The organism is Psychrobacter sp. H26 (assembly GCF_059073035.1).
Map to the genome: position 1 here is coordinate 624,349 of NZ_JCACRW010000001.1, position 24,324 is coordinate 648,672.

The window sequence follows — 24,324 nt, forward strand, 5'->3', positions numbered from 1 at the left end:
ACTAAAGCCTAATAGTTTGAGATGGACCTTCATCATCTATTGAGTTTTTAAAATGAGTTTGAAAATCACGTCCAGCCTGTTTCTCAGCAGCTGATCCAGTCCCTATGCTGTCCCAATCCGAGAAGTTAAATTCCTCAGATTTTTCGAGCATAGCTCTTATGTCTTTAAATCTAAATCCCGACTTTTCCTTGAGTGTAACAAGAAAGATAGTTGGTAATGCATTTATAACTGCGCCAAACCCTAATGTCCCAAAAAAACGTTCCTTTAATAAAGAAAATTCATCGGGAAATACTGATTTCAAAGCTCTAAAGTAATTCTCTAAAATTGATGCTACTTCTTTCTGAGAGTACATTGATAAGGACCCTTTACCTTCATAGATCAAAGGGTGTACCTTTCTAACAAAATTGTTTAACGACATTTGACCTTTTTTTGGAGAAGTTACTACTACTATTTTTTCAAAAAATATAGAATCAGGATCTTTTCTAAGAGTGTTAGCAATATCTGCAGCTACTTCTTTGGCTTGATCTCCAGGTTTGCTTTTAGGGGGAAGGGAACTTAGCAAATCGTAGTATAGGGAAGTTGGTACTCCTTTGGCCTCTCTATTAATTGTGACAAATTGTCTTATTTGATCTTTAATATCAAGGCCAATATAAGCTACAACGGGCAAATCAACGTGAAAGTCGTCACTATCTGCTAAAGACGCACCTCGTAAGCGATGTTGACCATCAATAACCCATGCTGAATCTTCAGAGCTATTAATCTCGATCTCATGAGTTTCTTCGTTAAAACATGCTTTATCCTCATCGAAAGACAAAATAATAGCCGGAGCAATAGTATTTTTTCCTTCAATGTATTTTTTAATATCTTCAGCTCTCGACTCGGATAAAGCCCTTTGGTATCCTCCAATTTTATCATCTTCTTTTTGGTTAATACTGGAAAAACCCCATATTTCTTTGGCTCTTGCAGTAAAAACATATAAAGACTTATCTCCTTGATCAAACTTTATTGCTTTAAATTTAATGGACATTATTCCTTTCCTTTTAATCTATGATAGGGTCTTTACCAACTGCTCCAGCATTCTTAGGATCGTAGATAGGTTTATCAATTTCTCTGTAAGGTAGTTCTTCATTTTCAGCTAGTTCTAATCTAGACTTAGCTATATTAAAATAATCTTGGTCTAGCTCAATACCTATAAAGTTTCTATTTTCGATTATAGCAGCCGCTCCTGTAGATCCAGAGCCCATAAAAGGATCTAGGACAGTACCATTTTCAGGAGACATCGATAGTATTAATCTTTGAGCTATTGAAATAGGGAACTGACAAGGATGCTCTGTCTTTTCTACATGATTGGCTTTAACGTTTGGTATAATCCATACATCCCCTGGATTCTTTCCTAAAGGGTTACAACTATACTGTCCTTTCTTAGAACCTTTATAATACTTTTTGCCTGGATATTTTTGCTTTACTCTTACTGGATCAAGATCAAAATAATAGTCTTTACCTTTTGTGAACCATAAGATAGTTTCATGACGTCCACTAAACCTGTTGCGGCAGTTTGCTCCATGTTCAAAATGCCATATTATTCTGTTTCTAAGTTTGGCATCTGGACAAAGCCTTCTAAAACAATCATAAATAATAAAATCTAAAGGAATTATCTCACCGTCCTTGACATGGTGCCCAACTTGCCAACATATAGAACCACCAGGCTTAGTTTTTCTATAAACTTCTTCTATAACAGGCTCATTTATCTCTAGAAATCCCTCGATCGTAGTATGAATGTCATATGCTTTACCAATGCAGTATGGTGGGGAAGTTATCGTTAAATCTAAACTCTCATCCTCTATAGTAGAGAAAATATCTATACAGTTGTCATTATGGATAATATAGCTCATAGCATAAATCTTAGTTTCAGTGTAAATCTGGATAATTATATCATTCAAGGCCTTCAAGGATCCATAAGGATTTGGTATTTATCTTCTCTTACTAACAAATCATCCTTTAATTGTTCATGATTTTGAAGAGAAAAAATAAAATTCTTGCTTTATGAAAGGGTTTTATAGACGATGATTTTTCAGTAAGCAATTGATTATTATAAAAAATATAAAAACGCCTATTTATCACACAACTTCAGCCCCACCGCTACAGCCTCACTCAAGTCAGCCCCATTCTTAATGCTATAAGGCACGTTTGGAATCAAGCCATCTTTCTCCAGAGATTTAGCAGCGGCCTTATTAAGCGGCGTACCAATAGATGAGTCTTTACTATAGCCTGCAGGTTCAAAATATACCTCAGTCCCAAATTCTGGATAATAGACACAAGAGATTTCACCTGATGTCGTAAACGGGTAGGGTGTATTATGATCAACGGCCCAGAAAACCTCGTGCACCGCAATATCGCCAGAAATAAACTTATGACTATCGGTCTTGAGCAGGAGAGCATGCGGCTAGAGATAAGGCCGTGATGCTAATTAACCACCTGGACATATTGATTCGCATGGTACACCGTCCTTGTCGCGATCTAGTCGTTTATTACCACACTTTAATGCCTGTTTAGCTTGCTCACAGTTCGCCATTTGGCCACAGGTACTAGGCAATCCTTTGCATTGTGCTCCACCAGTACCTTTGGCAAACAGTGGGTGATCTACTTTGACAGGTTCCTTTAAAACCATATTGCCTTGAAATGGGTTGTCTATCGTAGTAACACCGGCATTGGACAATAAAGCGAGCATAGAGAATGCTGCTGCTAGTATTAATTTTTTCATAGGCGAAGTCTTTTTCTAGAAATTATTTTAATTACTATTCAAAATTAGTGACTCCATAAATTCTTCGTAGCTATCAAGAAGTTCAACCTCCTTGATAGCTATAGAGGCACAAGCGTTTTCAATATTATAGCCACCAACAGTTTCAGGGAAAGCATAAGAAAAATCTGACTCAGACAACATTGTTTTTTTGAATTGTTGACTGTTAATAACCTCATCTTTAAAGCCATAATCTACAAGCGCGTTGACATAATATGTTTGATCGTCACATGAAATAAACCATTGCTGCTTTGAATAATACAATCCCTTTTTACGAACTGGATTGTTATTTATATACGTATATTGAAAAATGGCAGAAATATACTTAGGTTTATCTTTAGTGCTACTAAAGCTACTGTCTCCATACACCTTAATATTCTGTCTCTTAACTGAGTCATAATCTAAGAATGTTTGCATTTGTTTATCGACAGACTTACCTAAGTCTATCCATTCAACGGCGCTAGATACCACTGGTAAAGCCAATAAGACTGCTAACAAAACTTTATTCACAATCACATCCTTGTGTTATTCAAAGTCTATTGCTTCACGATATACGCACCATCCAAATGGCAGGGTGTCGACTGACTTGGCCAGCTTTAAGAAATGGCATACCCAGTAGTACTCATAGGGTTTCATACTGATCTCAGTATCTGCTTACGTTCCACTGCGACGCCGCAAATAGTAAAAGGTACAAAGCGACTATCTATAATTGGATAATTCTCATTAGAAGGTATCAGCTGTGAATACTCCTCACCAGTTTTTTCATCAAAACCACGAGGACGCCACTTTTTGAAAGTTACTGCCTTCTCACCTTTACGTAAAGCAATAACATAGTCGGCAGGGTTTGGCTGAATGTCTGGATCAATCAGTACTAGCTCACCAGATTTGAAGTCAGGCTCCATGCTGTCACCTTCTAAAACTATCCAATATACATTTTTGCCGTACCCCTCACCAAAAATTGGTCGAAATTCATCTGAAATTGCATCGTCATGGTATTCACAAAATTCACCAGCTTGAACGAAATTCAGTAGAGGAACATACCTCACCGTTTCTTTCTTTATTACTTTGAAATTATCACCATCGCCTTGTAACTTTTTAATATTGTCTGATAAATCTTTAAATCTTAGATCTGCTTCATCAATATCAAAATACTTGGCGTACTTTAGTACCGTAGTGCTGCTTGGACTTTTAGTATCACCATTGATAATCCTGAATGTTGTTGATTGAGCAATATTTGATTTTTCCTGCAACTGATAAGCATTGATATTATTTTTATCTAATAAATATTGAATATTCTTTGCTATTAAAGACACCTGAAGCCCTCCCACTCAAATTTAGCAACTGCTAATTAAATATATTCTATGCAAAAACGCATATTTATGTAATAGTCTATCCATAAGTGGGTTGATATTATGCATATTTGCATTATAATGCAGGTAAGAGCCTATTAAAGGAGTAAGTCTCTAATGCAAGCTTCACATCAAATATCTGAACTTATCGAAGCAGGTATGACGCAAGAATTGATTGCTGATAAGGCAAAAATATATCAATCAAAAGTGTCTCGCCTTGCTACCGGTAAAACTAAAAACCCAAGATGGAGCGACGTTGAAGCGATTAAAAAACTTCATCTGTTCGTAGTTATTGAAAACCAAGACTGGGTAGATTTTGATCTAGAGAAATTAACCCATGCTCAACCAGAACCAGCCTAGCCCCATAGCAAAAGATACAAAAATATAGGGCTCAACAAAACGTTTTTATAGACAGGTGCAACACGATGGACGCAATAGACGCAGCACACAAGACAGTGCACAACACTCAGCATGGCGGATCAACCGCAATTGCCGCACGCATGGGTATGTCTAGCAATGTACTGAACAGCAAAGTTAATCCTAATTGCGATACTCACCATCTGAGACTAGATGAAGCACTCGCTATTATGGAGTTCACTGGTGATCACAGCATCATACAAGCCATGGCCCATCGTCTAGGTGGCGTGTACTGCGAAGTTAGTAGCGCTACTAAAAAAGATGATCTCATCATGACTGCACTGTCCGCGTCTGCCTGCCAAGGCGATGTTATGACTGAGCTGCACCAAGCACTTGAAGACGGCCAGATCAGCTGTGATCAACGCGTCGCACTAAAGGCAAAGATTCAAACAGCATTGTCTGAGCTGCAAGCCCTTGGTCAGCACGTTGACGAAAAGCACGCCAGCGACAACCCGCACATCGTTGCACGCTGGGGAGCTGAAAAAGTAAAGGATGTTAACCAATGAAACCTCTTTCTCAGATGAGTTTCGAAGACAAAGACTTTTTATGGATGCAGGCATATATCGAAGCATTGCAACAAAAGCGAGAAAACGAACAGAAACATCGTGACCAAATGACGCTGATAAATCAAAAAGAAAGCCAAGCCAAAAAGATTGCCGATGCGTTCGTTTACGCCACATTTCTTTCAGGCTTTGTTGCTTGCATCCTCTTGATCATTATCTTCAGACTCGGGCAATAAAAAACCCCAATCAGTTGCACCTGATCGGGGTTTTGCGTCTTACATAAAACTCAATACAAAGGAGATTATGCCATGAAGCTACCAAAGCTACAACAACACAAAGAGCTGAAGCATGTCGTAGATGCCAAAGAGCTTTATCGGTCATTGGGGCTCAATACAGCTCATTGGGCCAAATGGCATGCACGCAATATAGATAGTAATACGTTTGCCATCAAAGGGACCGATTACCAAGGGTTCACCCAATGGGTGAACGGCAATAAAACGCAAAATTATCTACTTTCTATCGAATTTGCAAAAAAGCTGGCCATGCAGGTTAAGACTGAAATGGGCGAGCGAGTTAGAAACTACTTTTTAGAGTGTGAGCGCCGCATGTCACCCTCAATCATACAGCAGCCGGCAGTCGCATTGCCTCAGAACTATATCGAAGCATTGGAAGCCCACTTGCAAGCTGTAAAAGAGAAAACAGCATTAGAGCATCAACTACAGATCAGCCAGCCAAAAATTGATTTTCATGACACCGTTGCCGCAAGCAGTGTCCTTGTCACGATATCTGATGTGGCCAAAAAACTAAACATGTCGGCTCAAGCACTGAATGTAAAACTGATTGAGCTTGGTGTGTATGACAAGCGACGTTTGCCAAAGAAAGTATTTAACCACTGGTTTCTTCAGAAAAGCTATGGACAGATGAAACTTACGAATCAAGGCCGCGATCGTAATCTGATCACCCAAGCAGGCCAGATTTACATCATCGACTTGATATCAGAGCAAATGAAGCTGGTAAGCGGAAAGGAGGCAGTGTAATGCACTATATCGCACACAACTTTAGCGACTGGGATAGCAGCACGCTACACATGACGCGCACTGAGCGCAGTATCTATTTTGACTTGCGATCACTGTATCTATTGCAGGAACAGCCCATTGATGGTGGCGACATGGCACTGCTGCAGCGTCGTGTACGTGCCACCAATGACGAAGAAAAAGCAGCGCTAACTTTTGTCCTCAAAGATAAGTTCAAGAAGGCTGGCAAGTTATATAAGCGTCCAGAATGGGACAAAATAATTAGCAGCTATCACTATCAAGCCATATCAGGTGCGACCAAAGAAATGATCAAGCGGTTGTCAGATGCTGGCGAGACTGTTGCCGCCAATGCGGGCGTACCTAATATTCGCGTTGCTTATATTGAAAAGTTTGGCCATGACGAACACACACGAATCACGAACAGAGCGAACGCCAAAGCGAACGAGGGCGAACGCCATCACGAACGGACGAACGCAAAAGCGAACGCTATCACGAACGATGACGAACATCAGGACGAACGCGAAAGCGAACAGCTAAGTGCACGTGAGCGAAGCAAACGCGAACGCAAATATATGGTTGAAAAGCTTAAAACTGCTGGCGAGTCTGTCACGCTAAAGACAGCTATATCAACGCTTAGAGCTTTATACGGTAAACATTTTAACAGTGACGCATTAACAGACATGCAAGAAGACGAAAGGACGAACGCGAAAGCGAACGCCAATATAAGTAATGACGAACGAATGGGCGAACAGCAAAGCGAACGAGCGAACGAAATCACGAACAGAGCGAACGCGCAAAATTCATTACATAACCAAGAACCAGAAACCACTAACCATAAACCATCAACCAATAACCAAGTGAGTGAGGGCACACACACAAGCCCAGTGACTGTTGGTGATTCTTTTGAGGACAGTTTTGAGCTGACTCAGCAAACAGAAGAAGACATCAGACTGGCAGAGCAAAAGCGTCTAAATGCTCAGGCACCAGTCCAAGCTGAACAGATACGTAGTCAGCATTCGGGTGACATTGAGAACTGGCAAGCGCCCAGCTACAAAGAAATGCAAGACATGCTATTGATGGCCGGTAAGCAAATGAGCTTCACAGGTACAGAATACACGATGCACATCGACGACTTTAAAGCCCATCATGCCGAGCAGGCAATCAAGGGTAAACCGCTAGTCACTGAATCAAATCGTAAAGCCAAATTGCGCAAATGGTTAATGGATGAAATCAATAAACAGTCGACAACTCAAGCACGTCAGGAAAAGGCCAAAGGCCGCTTTACCACAGATAACGAAGACTGGACCGGTACCACTGCCAAAAACGCTTCAGACTTTGATAGTGATTTGCCTCCTATTTACCATCCAAGCCATGAGACTGCTAAGGCCAATGACGACATGCCACTATTTTTAAATGGATGTAAGCGTATGCCTTTGCCTGGTATGACCAATCTTGAGACTGAGGCTTATGTAGACAGATATGTTCAACCTGGTGAAGCTCGAGTAACAGCTTATGACAGGTTGTTGGAAGATATGAAAGAGGCAGTATGAGCACATCGGACCACAAGCTATCTATGAACCAGGCAGAAAAAATAGAAGTAGGGCGCGGCGCTTGGAAGTTTGAGCGCTGGCTAGACAAGCAAAAGACAGAGAAAGAGCTGGCTGATATTGAATATAAAAAGAATCATCCAGACCTCTATTTTGTTGCTTTTGTAAAAGTAAGCTTGCCACGCGCAACATTGCCAGAACACTTATGGCCAACAGTAATTAACGACACGTTGTTGTTTGAGCAGCCAGAGCCGCTAACTTTTGAAGACATCATACGTGTGGCTAATAAAGCATGGATTCTTGCAGATAGGGTTGAGCTGACCAACTTTTATGAAATGAATGCCAGTGACTTTGCTGCGTTTGTTAGTGATGAGGCTGGCTGGGCGGTAATAGAAGAATGAAAGGGCATAAAAACTAACGACAAACCAATTAGAGGAGAATATGGTTTTGGCTAAAAAACGCGGTATCAGCTGGACAGATATAGCTTCCACCAGTGTCGGTAAGATCAACGCGCACAAAGTATCTGAATTATGGACAAGCAAGCCAGGGACCAAAAAAAGTAAGTACGGCAACGTGAAGACGATCGTTGATGGCATTAAGTTTCACAGCAAAGGTGAAAGTGAGCGTTATATCTTTTTAAAGCTTAAAGAGCGCGCCGGTAGGATTAGAGATTTACGCTTACAAGTGCCTTATGAGCTCATTCCCAAAAGCAGAAACGAGGCTGGCAAGGCAATTAGAGCGGTGACCTATAAAGCCGATTTTGTTTATATCGATACCAGGACCGACTGTGAAGTGGTAGAAGATTTTAAGGGCACGCGTACGCAGGATTACATCAATAAAAGTAAGCACATGAAAGAAAAATACGGTATCGAAATATACGAAACTGATCGGACCCATCTAAAGGACGGTAGGTTGTGAGGAGGTTGATACTAACCTTGCAATTAAGGTCCATGTAAAAAAACTTGATGAGAATTAGACAATAAAAAGCGCCAATGTTGGAAGCATTGACGCTTTTGAGTACATAGTTTGTTCTGAGTAGCTAAGCATCTTAATTATATGAACATTGCCAGTATTTTGCAACGTATGACGCTCAGGGGGAACAGTGGCTAAACGATCAGGATATACAAGGCGTGATATTAAAAACATTAATGTCACGATAGGACTAAATTTAGCAGCGGCGCGGCGTAACGCTGGTATGTCTCAAACTGAGGTCATGCAAGCTGTGTGGTGTGTCTCAAACAACCGAAATCGTATTAGTGAGATTGAGAACGGCAAAAAAGATTTAACGCTTATTGACCTTCTTATCTTTCAGGACCTTTACGGCCAATCATTAGATTATATATGTGGCCTATCGACAGAACCTGAAATCGATATGTTGGCGGGTACCGTGAATCACGTTGTTAACCAATCACACGCACTTATTGAAATGTTAACAGGCAATGTGGCTGACGTGATCGTTAGTCATGTGAAGTCGATCTGTAAAAATGACCATGCCGCGCTATTAGATGCTTCCAAACGTCTATGTAGTATCGTCAGAGAGGATCATAAGGCCGATAGCGCCAGCGTTGAGGCAGTCGTGGCCGCTAGTACTGTGATGCGTGTTGTCAGGTCAATAGAGGTGAAACAGGCACGGCAAGCGCAAGCTATTGATACGCAAATGATGCAGATTACTGAGCGTGTTGATCGTGAAGACCGCCACCGTTTGCTAAAGGATCGTGACCGTCACTACCAGTACAGCATACCGCTACCTAAACCATCTATGATAGAAGATGACATGGTTTTGGGGGTTGCGCCATGAGTGATCAGTATTCAAAAGACGAGATATGGGCGGCGGCCAAACTGATATGGGAACACACACCTCAAATCACCGATCGAGAATTACTGGATCAGCTACAAACGACCTATGGAAGCAGTGCACCAAAGTCTAGCGGTTCGGTAAGCAAAAGGCGAAAAAAGGAAGCATGGACGAAGCAAAGCCTTGTTAAATCGCCTAAAAACAGCCTCAAAATAGAGGGGGAGGACGCAGGAAGCAAGCAATCTAGGAAGCAGGAATCGGAAAATAATACTTTGATTCCTTCAAAAACTAGTAAAGCACAAAACACTCATTTAGAGAGGGAAGCGGAAGCAACAGGAAGCAGGATTAGCGAAATAGCCGACAATGTAGTGATCGATGCTAAAGGTCGTGCTGCTATTATTGCCAAGACTAGACGTAGGTTTACCAATTTAGGCGATCTTTTCGAGCAAGCATTAGGCATAACGCTAAGCATACCTGATCTTGCCGAGGAAGCGGCAAGGGTAGAACGTGAAGCGCTGGCAGGTGAGTACGGCGCTAATTTTGAGATAGGCGAGAACGATAAAAAGGGACCGATAGCCGAGGTTGAAGCCGCGTCACAGAACCTACAGAGAGCCATGGTGCTAAGCAAGTCCTTAACTGAGACTACAACCAGCTTGGCTATGGCGCTTAAGACCATATCAGAGGTTGAAATGCCGTTATGCGGTATCACAGCGGACGACTTCAAACAATCAGATCAAGACCGCCGCCGAGGGGCATTGGCCGCATTGGGTGATATTGATCAAAAAGAGCGCGAAGCACGCGAACGTTTGCAGCCTGAATTGCATGAGCGCTTGAATCGCATTAAGGCAGCAGAGGCAAGCGCTGATTTTGGCCTTGATGATGAAGGTAATGAGGGCGGCGCCAATGACATTGATGAGGTAGATTATACAGACGTTGATTAAGGAAGTTCTAAATTGGACCAGTAGGAACACCAAGACCGCCGTATCGCTTAGCAGTGCCATAATCTAATGACCGAATTATCAAAAGGCATAGATCATGACATACCTAAACTATGATGCTGGCGGCTTTATCGTTGGCGTTAACAAAATGAATGATGGGATTGACCGCGTGCACGATGACACGCAAGAGATCATCCAAATATTAAAGAGCCAAAATCAAATTGCTAATACGCGCATGACTGAACTAACCAGGGCGGTGAGGAAGGCGACCTATCAAGCCAGCAGTCAGAGCAGCGTTAACAGTAACCGAGAACGTGCCACCAGTGGTCGCACCTCATCCTCCAGTCGCATTACTGGTGAACCCGCCAGCATAACCCGACAAGCGCCAAGCGCCAGCCGGCGCACGCAACCAAACAGCAATACTCAAAACATTGGCAGTCAGGCGCGCGCCGCAAGACGCAACCAAGGCAGTGATCAGGCTGGTAGCGACACCGTACCGATCAGCCGTGACAGCACTAATGCCAGCAGTCGAACGCGCAGCCCTAACAACGACAGCCCCGCCAGTACGGACACAGCAGGGCGCGAACGTGACGCGAACGGTCGTTTCATTGGGGGTGGCGGCTCAAGATCGAGTACGGCGGGTAAAAACGGCGGTTTTGGCTCACTGGGTGTAGGTCGTAGTGATACCACTGGCATTGACCCGCTGGTAGACAGTTTTAAAGAAGCAAAAGATCTTCTATCCCCGCTTGGTCGTGCTGGCAAGCTGGCAACACGCGGCGCTAAATTTAGCCTATCAAAACTAAAGGCCATGAAGCGGCGGGAACCGTTGCCAAATGATCAAGATCGCCACAACAACGAGAATGAGAAGCTACTAGACAAGATATTAAAAGCCATTAGAAAACAGCGCGGCGGCGCTGGCGGTGGGTTGCTTGGCGGCTTACTTGGCGGCAGTGGTCGTGGCGGCGGCCTTAAAAAGCTATTCAAAAGTATGGGTGGCCTAAAGGGGTTGGGCGTTATTGGGGCGCTGGCTGGTACAGCCGGGCTTGCGATGGACTGGGATAACCTCGATCATCAAGGCAAGTCGGAGGGTGTGGGTAAACTGGCTGGCGCTGGCGCTGGTGCAATCGCTGGTGCTACCGTTGGATCAGTCGTGCCAGTCGTCGGCACAGTGGTTGGCGCAGTCGTTGGTGGCTGGCTTGGTAGTGAGGGCGGCGAATGGCTTGGCGGGGTTGCCTCACCATACATTGAGAGTTGGACAAGTGCGATCACAGCCTACAACTTGCCAGCAAAAATGAGCGATACATGGGATAACGGTATTAAGCCGTTTTTTGATCGTATGGACGCCCTGGCGGGTAAAATGAGCGCGTGGCTGGATAAAAAAGCGTCCGACATTGGTGATGCGGTATCATCTACTGGGGCTGGGCTTAGTGAAGCGCTTGGACTGGCAGATCTTGGCTCAGTGTCCGAGAAGTACGAGTCAGGCGGTCGCGGGGTTGATACGGTATCGACTGGTGCTGGGGATCATGGCGGCGTGTCTTATGGTACACACCAACTATCGTCAAAAACTGGCACTATGGCCGCTTACCTAAAAAGCCCTGAAGGACAGAAATTCGCTGGCGAGTTTGCGGGGTTGTCAGCAGGATCAGCAGCGTTTAATAGTCGTTATAAAGACGTAGTGAGCCGACGCGGTGATGAGTTTAAGAAGTCGCAAAAAGACTATATTACCCGAACTCATTACATGCCAGTCAAACAGGTGGCTGAAAGTTACGGATTCGACACCAAAAACCGTGGCATTCAAGAGGCTATTTATTCGCACGGCACACAATACGGCCCAGGCCATCATTCACGGTTTAAGCGCGTGGCGCAGTCAGGCGTTGATATGACCGATAACGAGGCTGTTTTAAAGGCGTTCTATGCGGACAAAGCGCGTCGTGTGAATAGTGACTTTCCTAGCAGCTCAGCAGACACTAGGGCTAGCGTGCGAAATCGCATCAAGAGTGAGCAAGCGGACGTATTGGCTATTGCCAAGGTATCGGACGTTAAAAACTTGGTTAAAGATGCCGTCACGCAAAAACAGCCTGAGAGCAAGGAGGTTGAAGGTTCGCTGGCAAGCAAGGCTAAAAACAACAGTAGTGCGCTTGGTGTTCAGCTTGGCAATATGACACCTGATAAGAGCGCCGCTGGCGTTAGCGGTAACTTTAGCGACAACACACCCATGATTTTTGACTCAAGCAAGCCAGCTGGCAAGGATCTTGGTTATGCCCCCGCAAACTTTCCTACCGCGCCTATGCTAAGCGTGCCTAACATGCCAAAAGTTAAGCAGCGCGTCGATAGTGGCGGTGCTGACAAGCCGATCATGATACAGAGTAGTAATGACGGTATTAATCAAAACGTATCAGATCGTAGCTTGGCTCATGCTATTACTGGCGGGTTAGGTCAACAGCGCCAGTGGGGGTGACGTGGCGCTACTGGCGGTGATACAATCGGCGAAATATCAGATAAAAGGACGGAGTATGCGGTTACAAGTGCGAGAAAGAGTTATTGTAGCGGCTGTTTTTGGGGTGTTGTCGCTTACCGCCTGTGATAACCAGTCTAATGATGATGTCGATGATGCGATCGCAGCGACTTCTGTGCAAGATTCAGACGCAATAGCAGAGAATAATAGCGAAATTGCCGCTAACCCTTGTTTAGATCCAATAGTTATATGGTCTATGAAAGAAAAAATCATAGACAGTGCGATCAATAATGTTAAAAATAACTACGCATCAGACACGATTGATCCAACTGTGATTCGTGACGCTGAGATAGATTTTGACTATATTACGCAGCCGACTAGCACCAATGATGGCGGGTGGTCTTGCGGGGCGCAAGCAAATGTAACCTACATAAGTAGTCTAAATGACGATTTAATGGTAACGGTTAATCAGGTGATGAAATCAAATCATTCCCGCGCCCTTCCTGATATGGGTATCAATTCATACAATATAGATGATTTTCAAGATATAAGCGGGAACAGCTTTTCTACACCTATTGAGTATCAAATAAATACGACCTACTCAGAATCCGGTGAGGAACAACAAAGCTGGCAAGCGTCAATAGTTGATATCTCTAATATGTTGGCGTTGATCGCAGTCGCTGAGGATCGAATACAACGTAATAGAGCTTGGGAAAATAGGAATACAAAATACCAAGAAGATGAGGTGGTTGAAAACACGTCTTATCAAGATGAGCTGGCGACTGAGCGTAAGCAACAAGAGATTGACGGTGCAACCCGCGCTGACAGTTATTATGAAGATCAATCTATCGAAGATACAGAGCAAGGCATGTCGGAGGAAGATACTTACTAACTAGGAACACCCCACCAGCCAGCCCCCGCAAGCCCCTTAAACTAGACGTATTCACTACGTTTACTTAAGGGGCCTTTTTTATGTCAAAAAGAACAGATCCAATCACCTACAACCTAGCAGACCGTGACCGCAAGCATGTTGGCGTTGATCGATCAGACATGAACATTCGATCGATGATTGAGCGTATTAACGCGCCTGATACACAAGAGCTTGTCGCCAGCGGCGATCTATACGGCTATTACGGCCATGAGATACGCGCACGTTTTGGCATGAACCCGCCTGATGTTTGGGTGAACCCTAAAACTGGCGAAAATATCCGTATCGAGCCAGCCCTACGCACAATCGAGCTGAGCGCCGACAGTGACGGCAATGTCACATCAACACATGAGTTTTTAGATACCGATACTGGTAAATACTCACAAAATCTTTATACGAGCAAGGCTGGCGGGTTTAGCAGCGCTGTTATGCGTAAGCGCGGCGCAGCTGGCAAGTTTGATATCACAGGTTTTTATGGGTTCGACTATGTTCGCCAGCCAAACTACAACACCAACCGTGGCAATGGCATGTTCGACAGCTTGTTTTGGCTTGATGAAGATGAAGCTGAAATGGCTTTTGACAGCATGGACGGTTTAACCCCGCAGCAAGCCAGCCACAAGTCAGCACTTGAGGCTGCTATTTTGCACCAGTACGACAGTATAGTAACCGCCAATAACGCCGACACCATGATCAGCCATTACCAAAACGAGCTAATGCAATCACAGGACGAGCAGATCAGCCGCCGAGAGAAGTTGGAGCGCCTACGCCAGCGCCGCCACGATCGCAAACTAGAGGTTTTTGACAGCATGATTTGTCCGTCAGTGTCGTTTGATGAAGCCGTGGCACAGTGGGATAGTTTCAACACACAGGGCACAAGCGATGCCGACCTACGCACGATAAGCGATAGTAAGAAAGCTGATGCCAATCAAAAGAGACAGCAGCGCCGCGAACGCACCCGCATTTTTAAAGGTCGCTAATTAGGGGGTTGTATGAGTAAGCACTATAAGGCTGGCTGTGTGTTTTGTGATCACTCAAAAATACAGGCTGGGGATATAAGAGAGCACCACTTAAGAGGGGCTGACTTTCTATCTTTTACGCCGCTTAACCCTATAACGCGGGGGCACTTGGTGGTTATACCAGTGCCTCACGTTAACGATGCCAGCGCCGCGCCTGATATTACTGGCGCAACATTCGAGCTTGCCGCCATGATCGCTAACGATCTTGGTATCGATCATTACAACTTGATTGTGAAGAAGGGCGCTCATGCAGATCAAATCGTTTTTCATTTGCATGTTCACATTGTGCCGCGCTTTAAAGGCGATGAAACAATCACCGTTTGGAATACCAGTGAGGCAGTACAAGCACGCTCAGAATTTACCGACCGACCAACCATTTTTAGACGTACTTAGGAGATTATTTTGAGCAAGGTTAGCCGTTTGTTATCCCCGCTTGAGTCAATGCAGAACGCATGGGGATTGTTGCTTAGGGATTTTCGCCAGTGGTGCACGCCAGCTGGCCAAAAGTCCATTAGAGACTGGAAAACGCGCCGCATTGAGGGCGCTATCATCGTAGCCAAAGGCAGCATGGTTGATGATGTTGAAAAAATGCTAAAGGCGGTACAACAGAACGAGAACGCCGAGGCGATGGGTGACACGACCAATTCAGGTACGTCAGTCAATCTACCAGTCATGGTGACGGCAATCAGTGCTATTGAGTCGTCGCCTGAACGAGAAGTCGTTATTGGTTCCTCAACGTGGCAAAACGTGGTGATCCCAACCGACCCGCTACAGCGTGTCGTACAGGCGAGAACAGCGGCCGTGGGTTATCGATGCCAAATTGCCTTTTTTGCGCCTGATCCTCACGCCGCGTCATCGATTACTAACCAGCTTGTCAGTTTTTGGAAGCACGAAGCCAAGCGCAGTTTCAAGGTTAATTATGAATTGGGTTTTGCTGGCGAGTCGATCATTAGTGATCAATGGGATTTTAGAGTGGTAGAAAACAGCCTATACCCTGATAAGGCAGAAGTAGGCATTGAGACAGTGCACGCCGTGACGATTGATTGCGTTGTGGTAGGCGTTGAGCCAAACGTGGTGGGCTTGGGCGGCTATGACGATGACATTACCGATACTGGCGAACCTGACGGCAGCATACCGCCACACTTGCCACCAGTAGGCGGCCACCGTGACCCACCTGAGAAGCTAAACAGCTTTGTGATCGAAGCGGACGTGATCGAGCGTGAAGCGAACCGACACACCCGCGTAACCGCCGATCCGATTACTGGTGAGATCAATCAATACGATATTAAGGACGACACACCATGAGTGATAAAAAACCCGCCAATCCAAACGCCGTTTATATCGACGCACGCGCCGCTACCTATGACGGCGAAGCCATACGCATTTTAGCCGTTACCCTTACTGACAGCGGCAAGATCTTGATTAGTAAAGAGGCTGAGTGGCGCGACCAACCGACAGCCAAGGGCGACACGATCGTTGTTACCGACACGCCAAGTGTTTTTAACCACTGGGGCTTGGCGTTCAACGAAAAAGAGCAGATGCAAGCGGTTATGTCTGCTTATAAAGCCGTACAAGCCGCTGGCTTGTTGGTTCTCAGTAGCGAGGTGCAGCGCTACGATCCCAAACAGGTTATTCAGACGCGTAAGGTTGATGAACGCGGCAAGGCGCTCGACTTTGACAGCATGGGGATTAATAACGGCCATATTGCGGTATTACTGGCAGTATGGGCGGCAAGATCAGCACACGGTGGTTATGTCATGACCCGCCAGCCCGAAGCCGAACAGGGCGAGGCGCAGGACGACGAGTTCGACATGATGCCGTTTAGCGTTTAGGCGGTGGCGGTATGGTTGATAGTTTATTAGAGCTACCCGAATGGCTAGAAGTGTGCGACCGATACCGCTATGACATAACACGTTTTGCGGTTGAAGCGTTAGACATGACGATCGAAGCAGGTCAGGCCGTAACCCCGCAGCAGGAATTGCTTTTTGAGTCTATCCAAATTCCAAGTAGTCGCACGTCCGTTGCGTCAGGTCACGGTACAGGTAAATCACGTAGCGCTGGCATCATTGCGCTATGGCACTTACTTTTTTACCCTGAATCGGTCATGCTTTTTACCGCGCCGCAAATTGGCCAGCTAAGGACGGTCGTTTGGAAAGAGATTAATATTTGTATTCAGCGTTTACGCAACAACCCCGCGCTGGGCTGGCTTGCTGATTTTGTCGTGGTACTGGCAGAGAAGATCTACATCAAAGGTTTTAAAGATACGTGGTTCGTTTTCGCCAAGACCGCGCCTAAACATCAACCGACTAACATTGCTGGCCAGCATGGTGATCACTACATGGTGTGGGCTGACGAGGCTTGCGGTATCGATGATGCGGTGATGGAGGTCGCTATCGGTGCACTGACCCATGAAAACAACAGAGCCGTACTGACAAGCCAGCCAGCGACCAATACTGGCTTTTTCTATGACACCCACCACAAACTAAGCTACACAAACGGCGGCGTTTGGATATCGTTAGAATTTAACGGCGAATTATCCCCGCTGGTGAGTGAGTCCAAGTTGATCGAGGCGCTATACCAGTATGGCAGCCGTGATCATGCGGGTTATATGATTCGCATACGTGGCAAGTTCCCCGAGCTAAAGGGTAAATTCTTACTGACGCGCTCAGAAATAACACAAATGCTTAAGCGTAAGCCAGTGGTCACGGAGGACGACGAGTACGGCTATATCATAACTGTGGACGTTGGCGGTGACGTTGGCCGTGATAGCAGCGTGATTAGTGTGTTTAAGGTGGTCGATAAAGACTACCAAGGCCGCATTGAGCGCCATGCGCACTTGATCGATATACCGCTATTTAGCAACCGCGCCAATATTAACGAGTTGAAAGCCAAGATCTATGCCACCGTTGCCGAATATGCTGGCGCGACCATTGTTATCGATCCTATGGGCGCTGGCATGGGATTATGCCAGTCGCTTAAGGCCGAGGGCTTGTATTTTGAGACTGTAAACTGGGGCGTGCCTTGTTTTAACAACAACCTAAAAACGCTTTACTTCAACAAACGTGCTCACGCCTATGTGACCATGGCAAAAACCGTTGAGCGTGGCATATTCAGTATTGCGCCAAAAGTGCGCCGTATGCACCAAACAATAACTAACCTTGAAACGCAAATGAGCCGCTTGCCGTACTTCTTTGATGAAAAATCACGCTGGGGCATTACCAGTAAAAAGGACATGCTAAAAGACGGTATCACGTCACCTGATATTGCCGATACATTCGCGTTCGCCTTTATGGAGAACATCAATTACACGCCAGCAAACAAGGTCGGTTTTAAAGGCAGTGACAAGGACAAGCAGCAATGGGAGGACTTGGACGAATTAGCCGAGCTAATGGGATAAAGCAAACATTAGTTTTATTCTATTTTTTTTGGCCAAAAACGCGTTTGTATATATATCAATAACTTATGCCTTAAATAAATTCTGCAGGATTGATAAATAACTAAACGGTTGTTTGTTGGATAAAGACGGAGCCACAAGCAAAAAAAACCCGCCGTGACCGTCACATGACCGTCACATGACCCTAATAAAAGCGATGGAACACAGCCCAGCACGCCAGCTGGCACGCGGTAAAATTATTCATACTCATTAATTGAATAGCGAATAATAATTATGACGGCAAGCACAACACCCATTGTTCTTAAGATCACCAGTGCTGGCAAGCAAGCGGCGCTACAAGCCAGCGGCGATGATACGAAAATACTTATCGATCTAACCCATGTTGCCGTTGGTAGTAGCGGGTACACACCGTCAGGCGGTGAAGTCTCACTGGCTAATGAAGTCGGTCGCAGCGATATCGTGTCAGGCGAGGTGGTAGGCGATACCTTACGCTTTACCAGCACCATGCACACGGACGAAGTGACACCAGTTTATGAAATGGGCGTATTTACCAAGACAGGCGTTTTGTTTGCGGTGGCCGCATCGAGTACAGACCCACTTGTCACGCTTTACCCTAACATTGCGTTTGTGGCCGCGTTTGGTATAACGATAACCGATATCGATACAGGTAGCGTCACAGTCAACGTAGACCCTAACGCCAGCCTAGCAACTGCTGTTATGCAAAACCACTTGGCGGCAACCGATCCACACCCGCAGTACGTGCCGTTAAGCCGCTTTCAGCTTTTACTTGATGTTATGTTCCCAGTCGGTTACTTGCACCACACCAACAGCACAGCCAACCCAAAACCTGAGTTTGACCAGCTGCTAGGCATCGATACCGCTTGGCGTAGGCTGGCGGGTAAGATCATCGTAGGTACAGATCCAAGCGACGACTATATCAAGGACGTGGGCTTGGTTTTAGGTCAAAAAGGTATGACAACCCCCGCAGTCAATAACGAGCGTCCGAACGTTTACCCGCTTTACACTAAAAACATTTTTGAGCGTTACAACCCTGATGACGTGATCGAGACTGTGTGGAATGTGACCGCCGATAAAACATCGATCACCGAGGGCGGGGCGGTGCGTTTTTCGGTGACGGCAAATAACGTTCCTGATGGTCAGATCCTTAACTGGGCGGTAAAAGAGGGCGCGTTAAACAGCGGTAGCAATGACATAACCGCGCCTGATAAGTCCGAAAGCGGCACGGTTATCTTAAGAAATGGCATAGCGTATATCGACTTTATCACCACGCCTGATGACAACGCCGACGAATCCCAAAAGCATGTACAGCTAACCATAGGCGCACCAGCCAGCCTATCGATCAATGTACCGATCAATGATCTTGGTAACACTGAATCGATCGTCCATATCACCCAAAGCACAACCAACGGCATACAGCTTGACGAGTATTACAAGCAACAAAGCGGCGCTTATCCTACGTCAACCGATAATATCCGTTTTATCGTTGACGAGGGCGTGGACATTATCGCGCCTGATACTGACACGCCAGCCATAACAGAGGGTGCAAACTGGCCAGCTGAATCACAGCCAGTCGTTGAGAACCACGGACGTATTTTAGGGCGCGGCGGTGATGGTGGGAAAGCGGCAACGACTTACTATACATTTGACAGGACTGATGAGCGCGTAAGTTTATATTCTAGGCAAGCAGAGCTAGGCGGCAATGGCGGCACGGCGATAAAAGGCGATATCACAGTAGATAATTACGGTTTGATAGCTGGCGGCGGTGGTGGCGGTGGCGGCGCAGGTTTGTTTATTAGCGGTGAGGGTAACTTAAACGGCAGTGATACTGGTGATGGTAGCACTAGAGGTATGGGTAATAGTGGCGGTGCTGGTGGTGGCGCACCACTAGGCAGACGTTACCCTAACCCTCATTCGTATGAGGAATATTTAGAGTTCTTCCCTACAGAAGAAAAGTATATGTTACCGCCGCTAAACAACCCCACAACAGGGCGTACTTACGATGTTTACAATGAGCTTGATATTAAAGATCCCAGCGGCACTGAGTCTTATCAAAGAAGCTATATCAGGGGCGAAGTCTTTAACCCTCAAAACGGAGGGCTAAAGAGCGAAATTATTAGATTTGACGGTTTTAGGCATTATGAGGCTGGACTTTCAGCCACCTTTTACATCCCTTATTATCTTGATGATAGCAAGACAACTTACAAACAGTGGTCTTGGACTAGCGATAGCGGGTGGGTAGACATAGGATTGCGACAGTCAAGCAGTGCAACGATAGACCAAAAAGGACTAGGCGGGATGGGCTTAAGCAGCGCAGGAGGGGTGGCGGGAACGAAGCGAATATCGGAGATCCCAAATTTTGATATTACCAAAAACAAAGGTGGTGACGGCGGCGCGTTCGGTGAGTCAGGGCAAGAATCATTGCTTGATTTAATATATATGACCGTTTATGACGGCTATACCACTACGACCGCAGAAATTATACCAAGGTCAGAAGCCACCGTAATAATGGAACCAAAAGACGGCGGCTTGGCGGGTTTTGTTAAAGAGGGTGACGTAACGATCACCAACTACTCAGCTGGCACAACCAAGGGGCGTTAATCATGGCTGACGCTATCATATTTAAAGTGACCAACGCTGGCAAGCAAGCACTAGCCAGCGGGGGCGTTATGCTGTCTCACTTGGCGATCGGTACAGGCAGACATGCCAGCACTGGTAATGAAACCCAGCTTGTAAGTGAAGCGGCGCGATACGCGATCATTAGCGGGGGCGTTGAGACAATCAGCAACGTACTACGGTTTAGCGCCGAGGTTTTTGTTAGTAGCAATCAATCTGTGTTTGAGGTGGGCGTGATCACTGATGACGGCGTGTTATTCGCTATCGCCAGTTCAAATGCAGCGCCATTTTTTGCCGTAAGCCCAACCCAAAGCCTTATGGCCTCGTTTGGCATGTTGCTTGATGACAGCGAAGCCGCTGGCGTGTCGGTTGCCAATAACAACCACAACAAGCCGCTGGCGATTATGGAGGGGCATTTAAGCACACCTAACCCGCATGGCCAGTATTTAGACATACTAAAAATGCAGCACTTGCTTGATACCGCAATCCCTATCGGTTACTTGTACTTTAGCCACAGCGATATAGACCCAAAGCCGTTGTTTGACGAGCTTTTAGGGGTAGAGACTTACTGGTGGCGCGTTAAAGGCAAAATTATCGTTGGCTCAGATGGTAATGACAAGTTTGTTGAGGTGGGCGGCTTTACGTTAGGGCAAGAGGGTATGACGACCGAGGCGGTACAGCAACAACCGTCTATGTATAAATTGCATACAACGCATATATGGGAACGAATATTACCGTACAGGTACTTCTACGACGGCAAACACAACTACGACGGCAGCGCCAGCTACCAGTAACCAATATCAATCAAGGACAAAAAAATGAGCAATTTATCCCTAACCCCGCGTTGGAACCCTGATATCAATCAAGTTGACATAAACGAGCCAATTTTAGGCGGTGACGGCGGTAACGCCAACCAAGCAACCCGCCAGCTGGGTGAGAATGTACTATGGTTGCGTGAATTGATTGAGAAGCTAGAACCAATCAAGGTGAATGACATTTACACCACCACTATAAACCACGCCAACGCCGCCGCCGTAGCAGCGCATCATGGCTATGGGGAGTGGGAACGATACGCGGAGGGTAGAGCGCTTGTGGGTTTTTCTACCAAGTCAAGCGACCCTGACGACTACAAAACCATGGGTAATGAGTTTGGGGCTAACACGCATCAATTAATCGAAGATGAAATGCCTATTCATGATCACGAGTTGGGAATATCTACTAGAACCAAAATCGCTCATGATGACTCACAAGAAAGCGATAGGACTGTAGACACAACAGGTACAAATGAGGATGGTTATGTAGGCGAAGCTGGCGGGAACCAGCCGCATAACAACATACAGCCGTCACACGTTGTCGGTCATTGGTTGCGCACAGCTTAATAAGGCGATCTTTTATGCAAAATATCTACCTAAACGCCGTTAGAACACACGTTGACTTACTGGTACGCCGATCGCGTACCGATAAGCTGATCGTGTGGGATATTGGCACGGACGAAGTGCACGACCCCAGCTTGATTGCTTACCGCGCCTATGGGAACCGCGATAATGCAGACATTGTAATGTTATGCGCTGGCACGAACCGCATAGGGGAACCGTTGCCGCGCCGTACAATCTTTTTACCCTTGCCAGCAAACTTAGCACAGCTTAAGCGTGAGCACATGAGTACAGGGGATAGCATCAATGGATGATTACCCCGAGGACTTTTTAAGCCCTGATCGTGAAGACAGCACCAGCTATCAAGATCGACAGCTTAACGGCATGACGCTTGACGAGCTTAGACGCTGGCGAACACAAACAGGTAAAACCGTTGGTCAGCAGCGCAAGCACGCCAGCCGCCAAAAACAGTATTTTAAGGACGTGCTACAGGATATCGAGCACGGCGAACGCCTGACGACCAAAAAACTACAGTCATTGGTTAAAACAGCCAAAAACCGCGCTGGCATTAGTGCTGGCGAGTTATTGGAATTTACACTAGGCGATACCAAGCGCAACCGCGAGTTAAAAAAGACGCTTAACGCCGCGATACTTGATGCCTATCTTGCCAATGTCAAAGCGGCCTCAAACAAGTTCTTAGGCGGTATCACGCCCCAACAAGTGATCAACCAATCCCGCGTAGAAGATATCAAGCGTGCTAATACTCAGATCCACCTTGCCAGCGTGTTTAAGCGCAAGGGTAACGTGATTCATTTTGTCACGAACGCGGGTATCGGTAGTAAGGATACGCACCACTATGTCACGGTACAGTTGCTCGACTATCCAAACTTGCTGCTAGGTCGCACCAAAGCGCCAACCGTTGTTGACGTTAAAAATGCGGTTATTGACGGCAAGATTCGCTTTGACTGTGATTGCGGTCGTCATCGCTACTGGTACAGGTATGTGGCCACCGTTGGTAAGTATAATTACGGCATTGACGAGAACCGTTACCCCTCAACACGTAACCCTAAATTAACTGGCGTGGCTTGCAAACATGCCTTACGTGTCATGAAGTACGTCACCAGTGCGCACATGATCGCCAAGATCAAAGATTATGCGCGTGAAGACATAGCCAAGGCCAACAACCAAGTCAAGTCGCACCGTAGGCCAGCCAAGACGCTAGAACGTGAAGCCATGAAGCAAACCGAGGCGCTTAACAACTGGAATGGCCGTTTGCATTGGAGTAAGCGGATTAAGCAAGCCGTTACCGCCGCTGAGAAGCAGATCAAGGCTGAGCAGAAGCGCCAGCAAACCAATTCGCCCCACCAGCCCACACAAGCCGAACGCGCCAGCTACCAGTACGCTAAAGGACAGATGGGTAAAAAGAACGTGCCAGCCAATTTTAAAGAGATCTATCAAACCGAGATTAACAACTATCAGAAAAAATGGGGCAATAAATGAGCTTACGGATAGAAAACGAGCTAGTAACCAATGGCCAGCGCTTAACCAATCGCATTATCACCTTGCGCAGTCAGGGAGTGATACCGACATTCGCTTTTAGACGTGTGGTTATACCAGTCGGTAACAGCACTGACGACCGCGCCAGCGATACATGGTCAGGACTTGGTACGGTAAGCAATAGCGACGAGCACGCGATCGACTATGAGCCATTAGGTCATGCAATGGTGTTAATGCTCGATAGCTTAGGCGGCGCGTTTCACGATACTGGCGGTTTTGTCTTGCCCGAGGAAATGTCATCAATCGTACTGGTTGAGCCTTACGATATCGAATTAGAGGGCGATGAACGCTTAAAAAATATGCCAAACTGGGAACCAAAAAAAGGCGATCTTCTTTGTTTTATGTTGAATGGTCATAAGGAGTACCACGAAGTCACAGGTATTATGGCACAAGCAATGCTTGCCAGCGCTGGCAAGCGATACGCATTGTCGCAGCGGTTCGATCTTGATTATCTTGATGCGTTTGATGAAGCTAAGATCAAGGACGTTGCCACGCCCTATGAGTAAAAACCGACACGCCAGCCATTAAACAAGCCGCCTAACAAGCGGCTTTTTTGCGTTTGGAACACCCCTAAAACGCCCATTTGA

Annotated in this window: 28 protein-coding genes; 22 read left to right on the forward strand and 6 right to left on the reverse strand. The window is 46.0% G+C overall.

Annotated elements, in window-relative coordinates:
- Nucleotide 1: 1 nt before the first annotated feature.
- The 6 genes from AC5JPT_RS02605 to AC5JPT_RS02630 form a co-directional block, all read right to left on the reverse strand.
- Nucleotides 2-1,027, reverse strand: coding sequence for a DGQHR domain-containing protein (locus tag AC5JPT_RS02605; protein WP_493856995.1), 1,026 nt, complete (start codon nucleotides 1,025-1,027; stop codon nucleotides 2-4).
- A gap of 13 nt (nucleotides 1,028-1,040) precedes the next feature.
- Entirely contained in the window at nucleotides 1,041-1,892 is an 852-nt protein-coding gene (locus AC5JPT_RS02610) for a DNA-methyltransferase (protein ID WP_493856996.1), read from the reverse strand.
- Between the two features lie 218 nt (nucleotides 1,893-2,110).
- On the reverse strand, nucleotides 2,111-2,386 hold the full coding sequence (locus AC5JPT_RS02615) for a hypothetical protein (RefSeq protein ID WP_493856997.1): 276 nt from the start codon (nucleotides 2,384-2,386) through the stop codon (nucleotides 2,111-2,113).
- An 81-nt stretch (nucleotides 2,387-2,467) separates the two neighbouring features.
- A complete protein-coding gene (locus tag AC5JPT_RS02620; protein ID WP_493856998.1) occupies nucleotides 2,468-2,761 on the reverse strand; it encodes an excalibur calcium-binding domain-containing protein in 294 nt (97 codons plus the stop codon).
- Between the two features lie 27 nt (nucleotides 2,762-2,788).
- Nucleotides 2,789-3,307, reverse strand: coding sequence for a hypothetical protein (locus AC5JPT_RS02625; RefSeq protein WP_493856999.1), 519 nt, complete (start codon nucleotides 3,305-3,307; stop codon nucleotides 2,789-2,791).
- A gap of 122 nt (nucleotides 3,308-3,429) precedes the next feature.
- Nucleotides 3,430-4,110, reverse strand: coding sequence for a S24 family peptidase (locus tag AC5JPT_RS02630; protein ID WP_493857000.1), 681 nt, complete (start codon nucleotides 4,108-4,110; stop codon nucleotides 3,430-3,432).
- 153 nt (nucleotides 4,111-4,263) lie between these two features.
- Between AC5JPT_RS02630 and AC5JPT_RS02635 the strand changes: the two genes are divergently transcribed.
- The 22 genes from AC5JPT_RS02635 (at nucleotide 4,264) to AC5JPT_RS02740 (ending at nucleotide 24,243) form a co-directional block, all read left to right on the forward strand.
- Nucleotides 4,264-4,506: a helix-turn-helix domain-containing protein gene (locus AC5JPT_RS02635; RefSeq protein ID WP_493857001.1), complete on the forward strand. Its 243-nt coding sequence runs from the start codon at nucleotides 4,264-4,266 to the stop codon at nucleotides 4,504-4,506.
- Nucleotides 4,507-4,571: 65 nt separating this feature from the next.
- On the forward strand, nucleotides 4,572-5,069 hold the full coding sequence (locus tag AC5JPT_RS02640; RefSeq protein ID WP_493857002.1) for a phage regulatory CII family protein: 498 nt from the start codon (nucleotides 4,572-4,574) through the stop codon (nucleotides 5,067-5,069).
- Nucleotides 5,066-5,302, forward strand: a complete 237-nt coding sequence (locus AC5JPT_RS02645; protein WP_493857003.1) for a hypothetical protein — start codon at nucleotides 5,066-5,068, stop codon at nucleotides 5,300-5,302. Before AC5JPT_RS02640 ends, AC5JPT_RS02645 begins: the two co-directional genes overlap by 4 nt.
- 72 nt (nucleotides 5,303-5,374) lie before the next feature.
- A complete protein-coding gene (locus AC5JPT_RS02650) occupies nucleotides 5,375-6,103 on the forward strand; it encodes an antA/AntB antirepressor family protein (RefSeq protein WP_493857004.1) in 729 nt (242 codons plus the stop codon).
- Nucleotides 6,103-7,650, forward strand: a complete 1,548-nt coding sequence (locus tag AC5JPT_RS02655; protein ID WP_493857005.1) for a YdaU family protein — start codon at nucleotides 6,103-6,105, stop codon at nucleotides 7,648-7,650. Before AC5JPT_RS02650 ends, AC5JPT_RS02655 begins: the two co-directional genes overlap by 1 nt.
- Nucleotides 7,647-8,048 carry a hypothetical protein gene (locus AC5JPT_RS02660; RefSeq protein ID WP_493857006.1) on the forward strand — a complete coding sequence of 134 codons (402 nt, stop codon included), beginning with the start codon at nucleotides 7,647-7,649 and terminating at the stop codon, nucleotides 8,046-8,048. Before AC5JPT_RS02655 ends, AC5JPT_RS02660 begins: the two co-directional genes overlap by 4 nt.
- A 40-nt stretch (nucleotides 8,049-8,088) precedes the next feature.
- Nucleotides 8,089-8,565, forward strand: coding sequence for a DUF1064 domain-containing protein (locus AC5JPT_RS02665; protein ID WP_493857007.1), 477 nt, complete (start codon nucleotides 8,089-8,091; stop codon nucleotides 8,563-8,565).
- Between the two features lie 277 nt (nucleotides 8,566-8,842).
- A complete protein-coding gene (locus AC5JPT_RS02670) occupies nucleotides 8,843-9,445 on the forward strand; it encodes a helix-turn-helix domain-containing protein (protein ID WP_493857008.1) in 603 nt (200 codons plus the stop codon).
- Nucleotides 9,442-10,383, forward strand: a complete 942-nt coding sequence (locus AC5JPT_RS02675; protein WP_493857009.1) for a hypothetical protein — start codon at nucleotides 9,442-9,444, stop codon at nucleotides 10,381-10,383. The genes AC5JPT_RS02670 and AC5JPT_RS02675 overlap by 4 nt, the downstream gene beginning before the upstream one ends.
- 94 nt (nucleotides 10,384-10,477) lie before the next feature.
- Entirely contained in the window at nucleotides 10,478-12,838 is a 2,361-nt protein-coding gene (locus tag AC5JPT_RS02680) for a VgrG-related protein (protein WP_493857010.1), read from the forward strand.
- Between the two features lie 55 nt (nucleotides 12,839-12,893).
- A complete protein-coding gene (locus AC5JPT_RS02685; protein ID WP_493857011.1) occupies nucleotides 12,894-13,727 on the forward strand; it encodes a hypothetical protein in 834 nt (277 codons plus the stop codon).
- 80 nt (nucleotides 13,728-13,807) lie between these two features.
- Nucleotides 13,808-14,740 carry a hypothetical protein gene (locus AC5JPT_RS02690; protein ID WP_493857012.1) on the forward strand — a complete coding sequence of 311 codons (933 nt, stop codon included), beginning with the start codon at nucleotides 13,808-13,810 and terminating at the stop codon, nucleotides 14,738-14,740.
- A 12-nt stretch (nucleotides 14,741-14,752) separates the two neighbouring features.
- The gene (locus tag AC5JPT_RS02695) at nucleotides 14,753-15,172 is read left to right on the forward strand and encodes an HIT family protein (RefSeq protein WP_493857013.1); all 420 of its coding nucleotides are present in this window, start codon (nucleotides 14,753-14,755) and stop codon (nucleotides 15,170-15,172) included.
- Between the two features lie 9 nt (nucleotides 15,173-15,181).
- Nucleotides 15,182-16,084, forward strand: coding sequence for a hypothetical protein (locus AC5JPT_RS02700; RefSeq protein WP_493857014.1), 903 nt, complete (start codon nucleotides 15,182-15,184; stop codon nucleotides 16,082-16,084).
- A complete protein-coding gene (locus AC5JPT_RS02705; RefSeq protein WP_493857015.1) occupies nucleotides 16,081-16,611 on the forward strand; it encodes a hypothetical protein in 531 nt (176 codons plus the stop codon). The genes AC5JPT_RS02700 and AC5JPT_RS02705 overlap by 4 nt, the downstream gene beginning before the upstream one ends.
- A gap of 11 nt (nucleotides 16,612-16,622) precedes the next feature.
- A complete protein-coding gene (locus tag AC5JPT_RS02710) occupies nucleotides 16,623-18,176 on the forward strand; it encodes a hypothetical protein (protein WP_443526571.1) in 1,554 nt (517 codons plus the stop codon).
- Nucleotides 18,177-18,446: 270 nt separating this feature from the next.
- Nucleotides 18,447-20,792 carry a hypothetical protein gene (locus AC5JPT_RS02715; protein ID WP_493857016.1) on the forward strand — a complete coding sequence of 782 codons (2,346 nt, stop codon included), beginning with the start codon at nucleotides 18,447-18,449 and terminating at the stop codon, nucleotides 20,790-20,792.
- 2 nt (nucleotides 20,793-20,794) lie between these two features.
- On the forward strand, nucleotides 20,795-21,601 hold the full coding sequence (locus tag AC5JPT_RS02720; protein ID WP_493857017.1) for a hypothetical protein: 807 nt from the start codon (nucleotides 20,795-20,797) through the stop codon (nucleotides 21,599-21,601).
- A 24-nt stretch (nucleotides 21,602-21,625) separates the two neighbouring features.
- Nucleotides 21,626-22,186: a phage baseplate protein gene (locus AC5JPT_RS02725; protein ID WP_493857018.1), complete on the forward strand. Its 561-nt coding sequence runs from the start codon at nucleotides 21,626-21,628 to the stop codon at nucleotides 22,184-22,186.
- Nucleotides 22,187-22,200: 14 nt separating this feature from the next.
- A complete protein-coding gene (locus AC5JPT_RS02730) occupies nucleotides 22,201-22,494 on the forward strand; it encodes a hypothetical protein (protein ID WP_443526565.1) in 294 nt (97 codons plus the stop codon).
- Nucleotides 22,487-23,680 carry a hypothetical protein gene (locus AC5JPT_RS02735; protein ID WP_493857019.1) on the forward strand — a complete coding sequence of 398 codons (1,194 nt, stop codon included), beginning with the start codon at nucleotides 22,487-22,489 and terminating at the stop codon, nucleotides 23,678-23,680. The genes AC5JPT_RS02730 and AC5JPT_RS02735 overlap by 8 nt, the downstream gene beginning before the upstream one ends.
- Nucleotides 23,677-24,243: a hypothetical protein gene (locus AC5JPT_RS02740; protein ID WP_493857020.1), complete on the forward strand. Its 567-nt coding sequence runs from the start codon at nucleotides 23,677-23,679 to the stop codon at nucleotides 24,241-24,243. Before AC5JPT_RS02735 ends, AC5JPT_RS02740 begins: the two co-directional genes overlap by 4 nt.
- The last annotated feature ends 81 nt before the right edge of the window (nucleotides 24,244-24,324 follow it).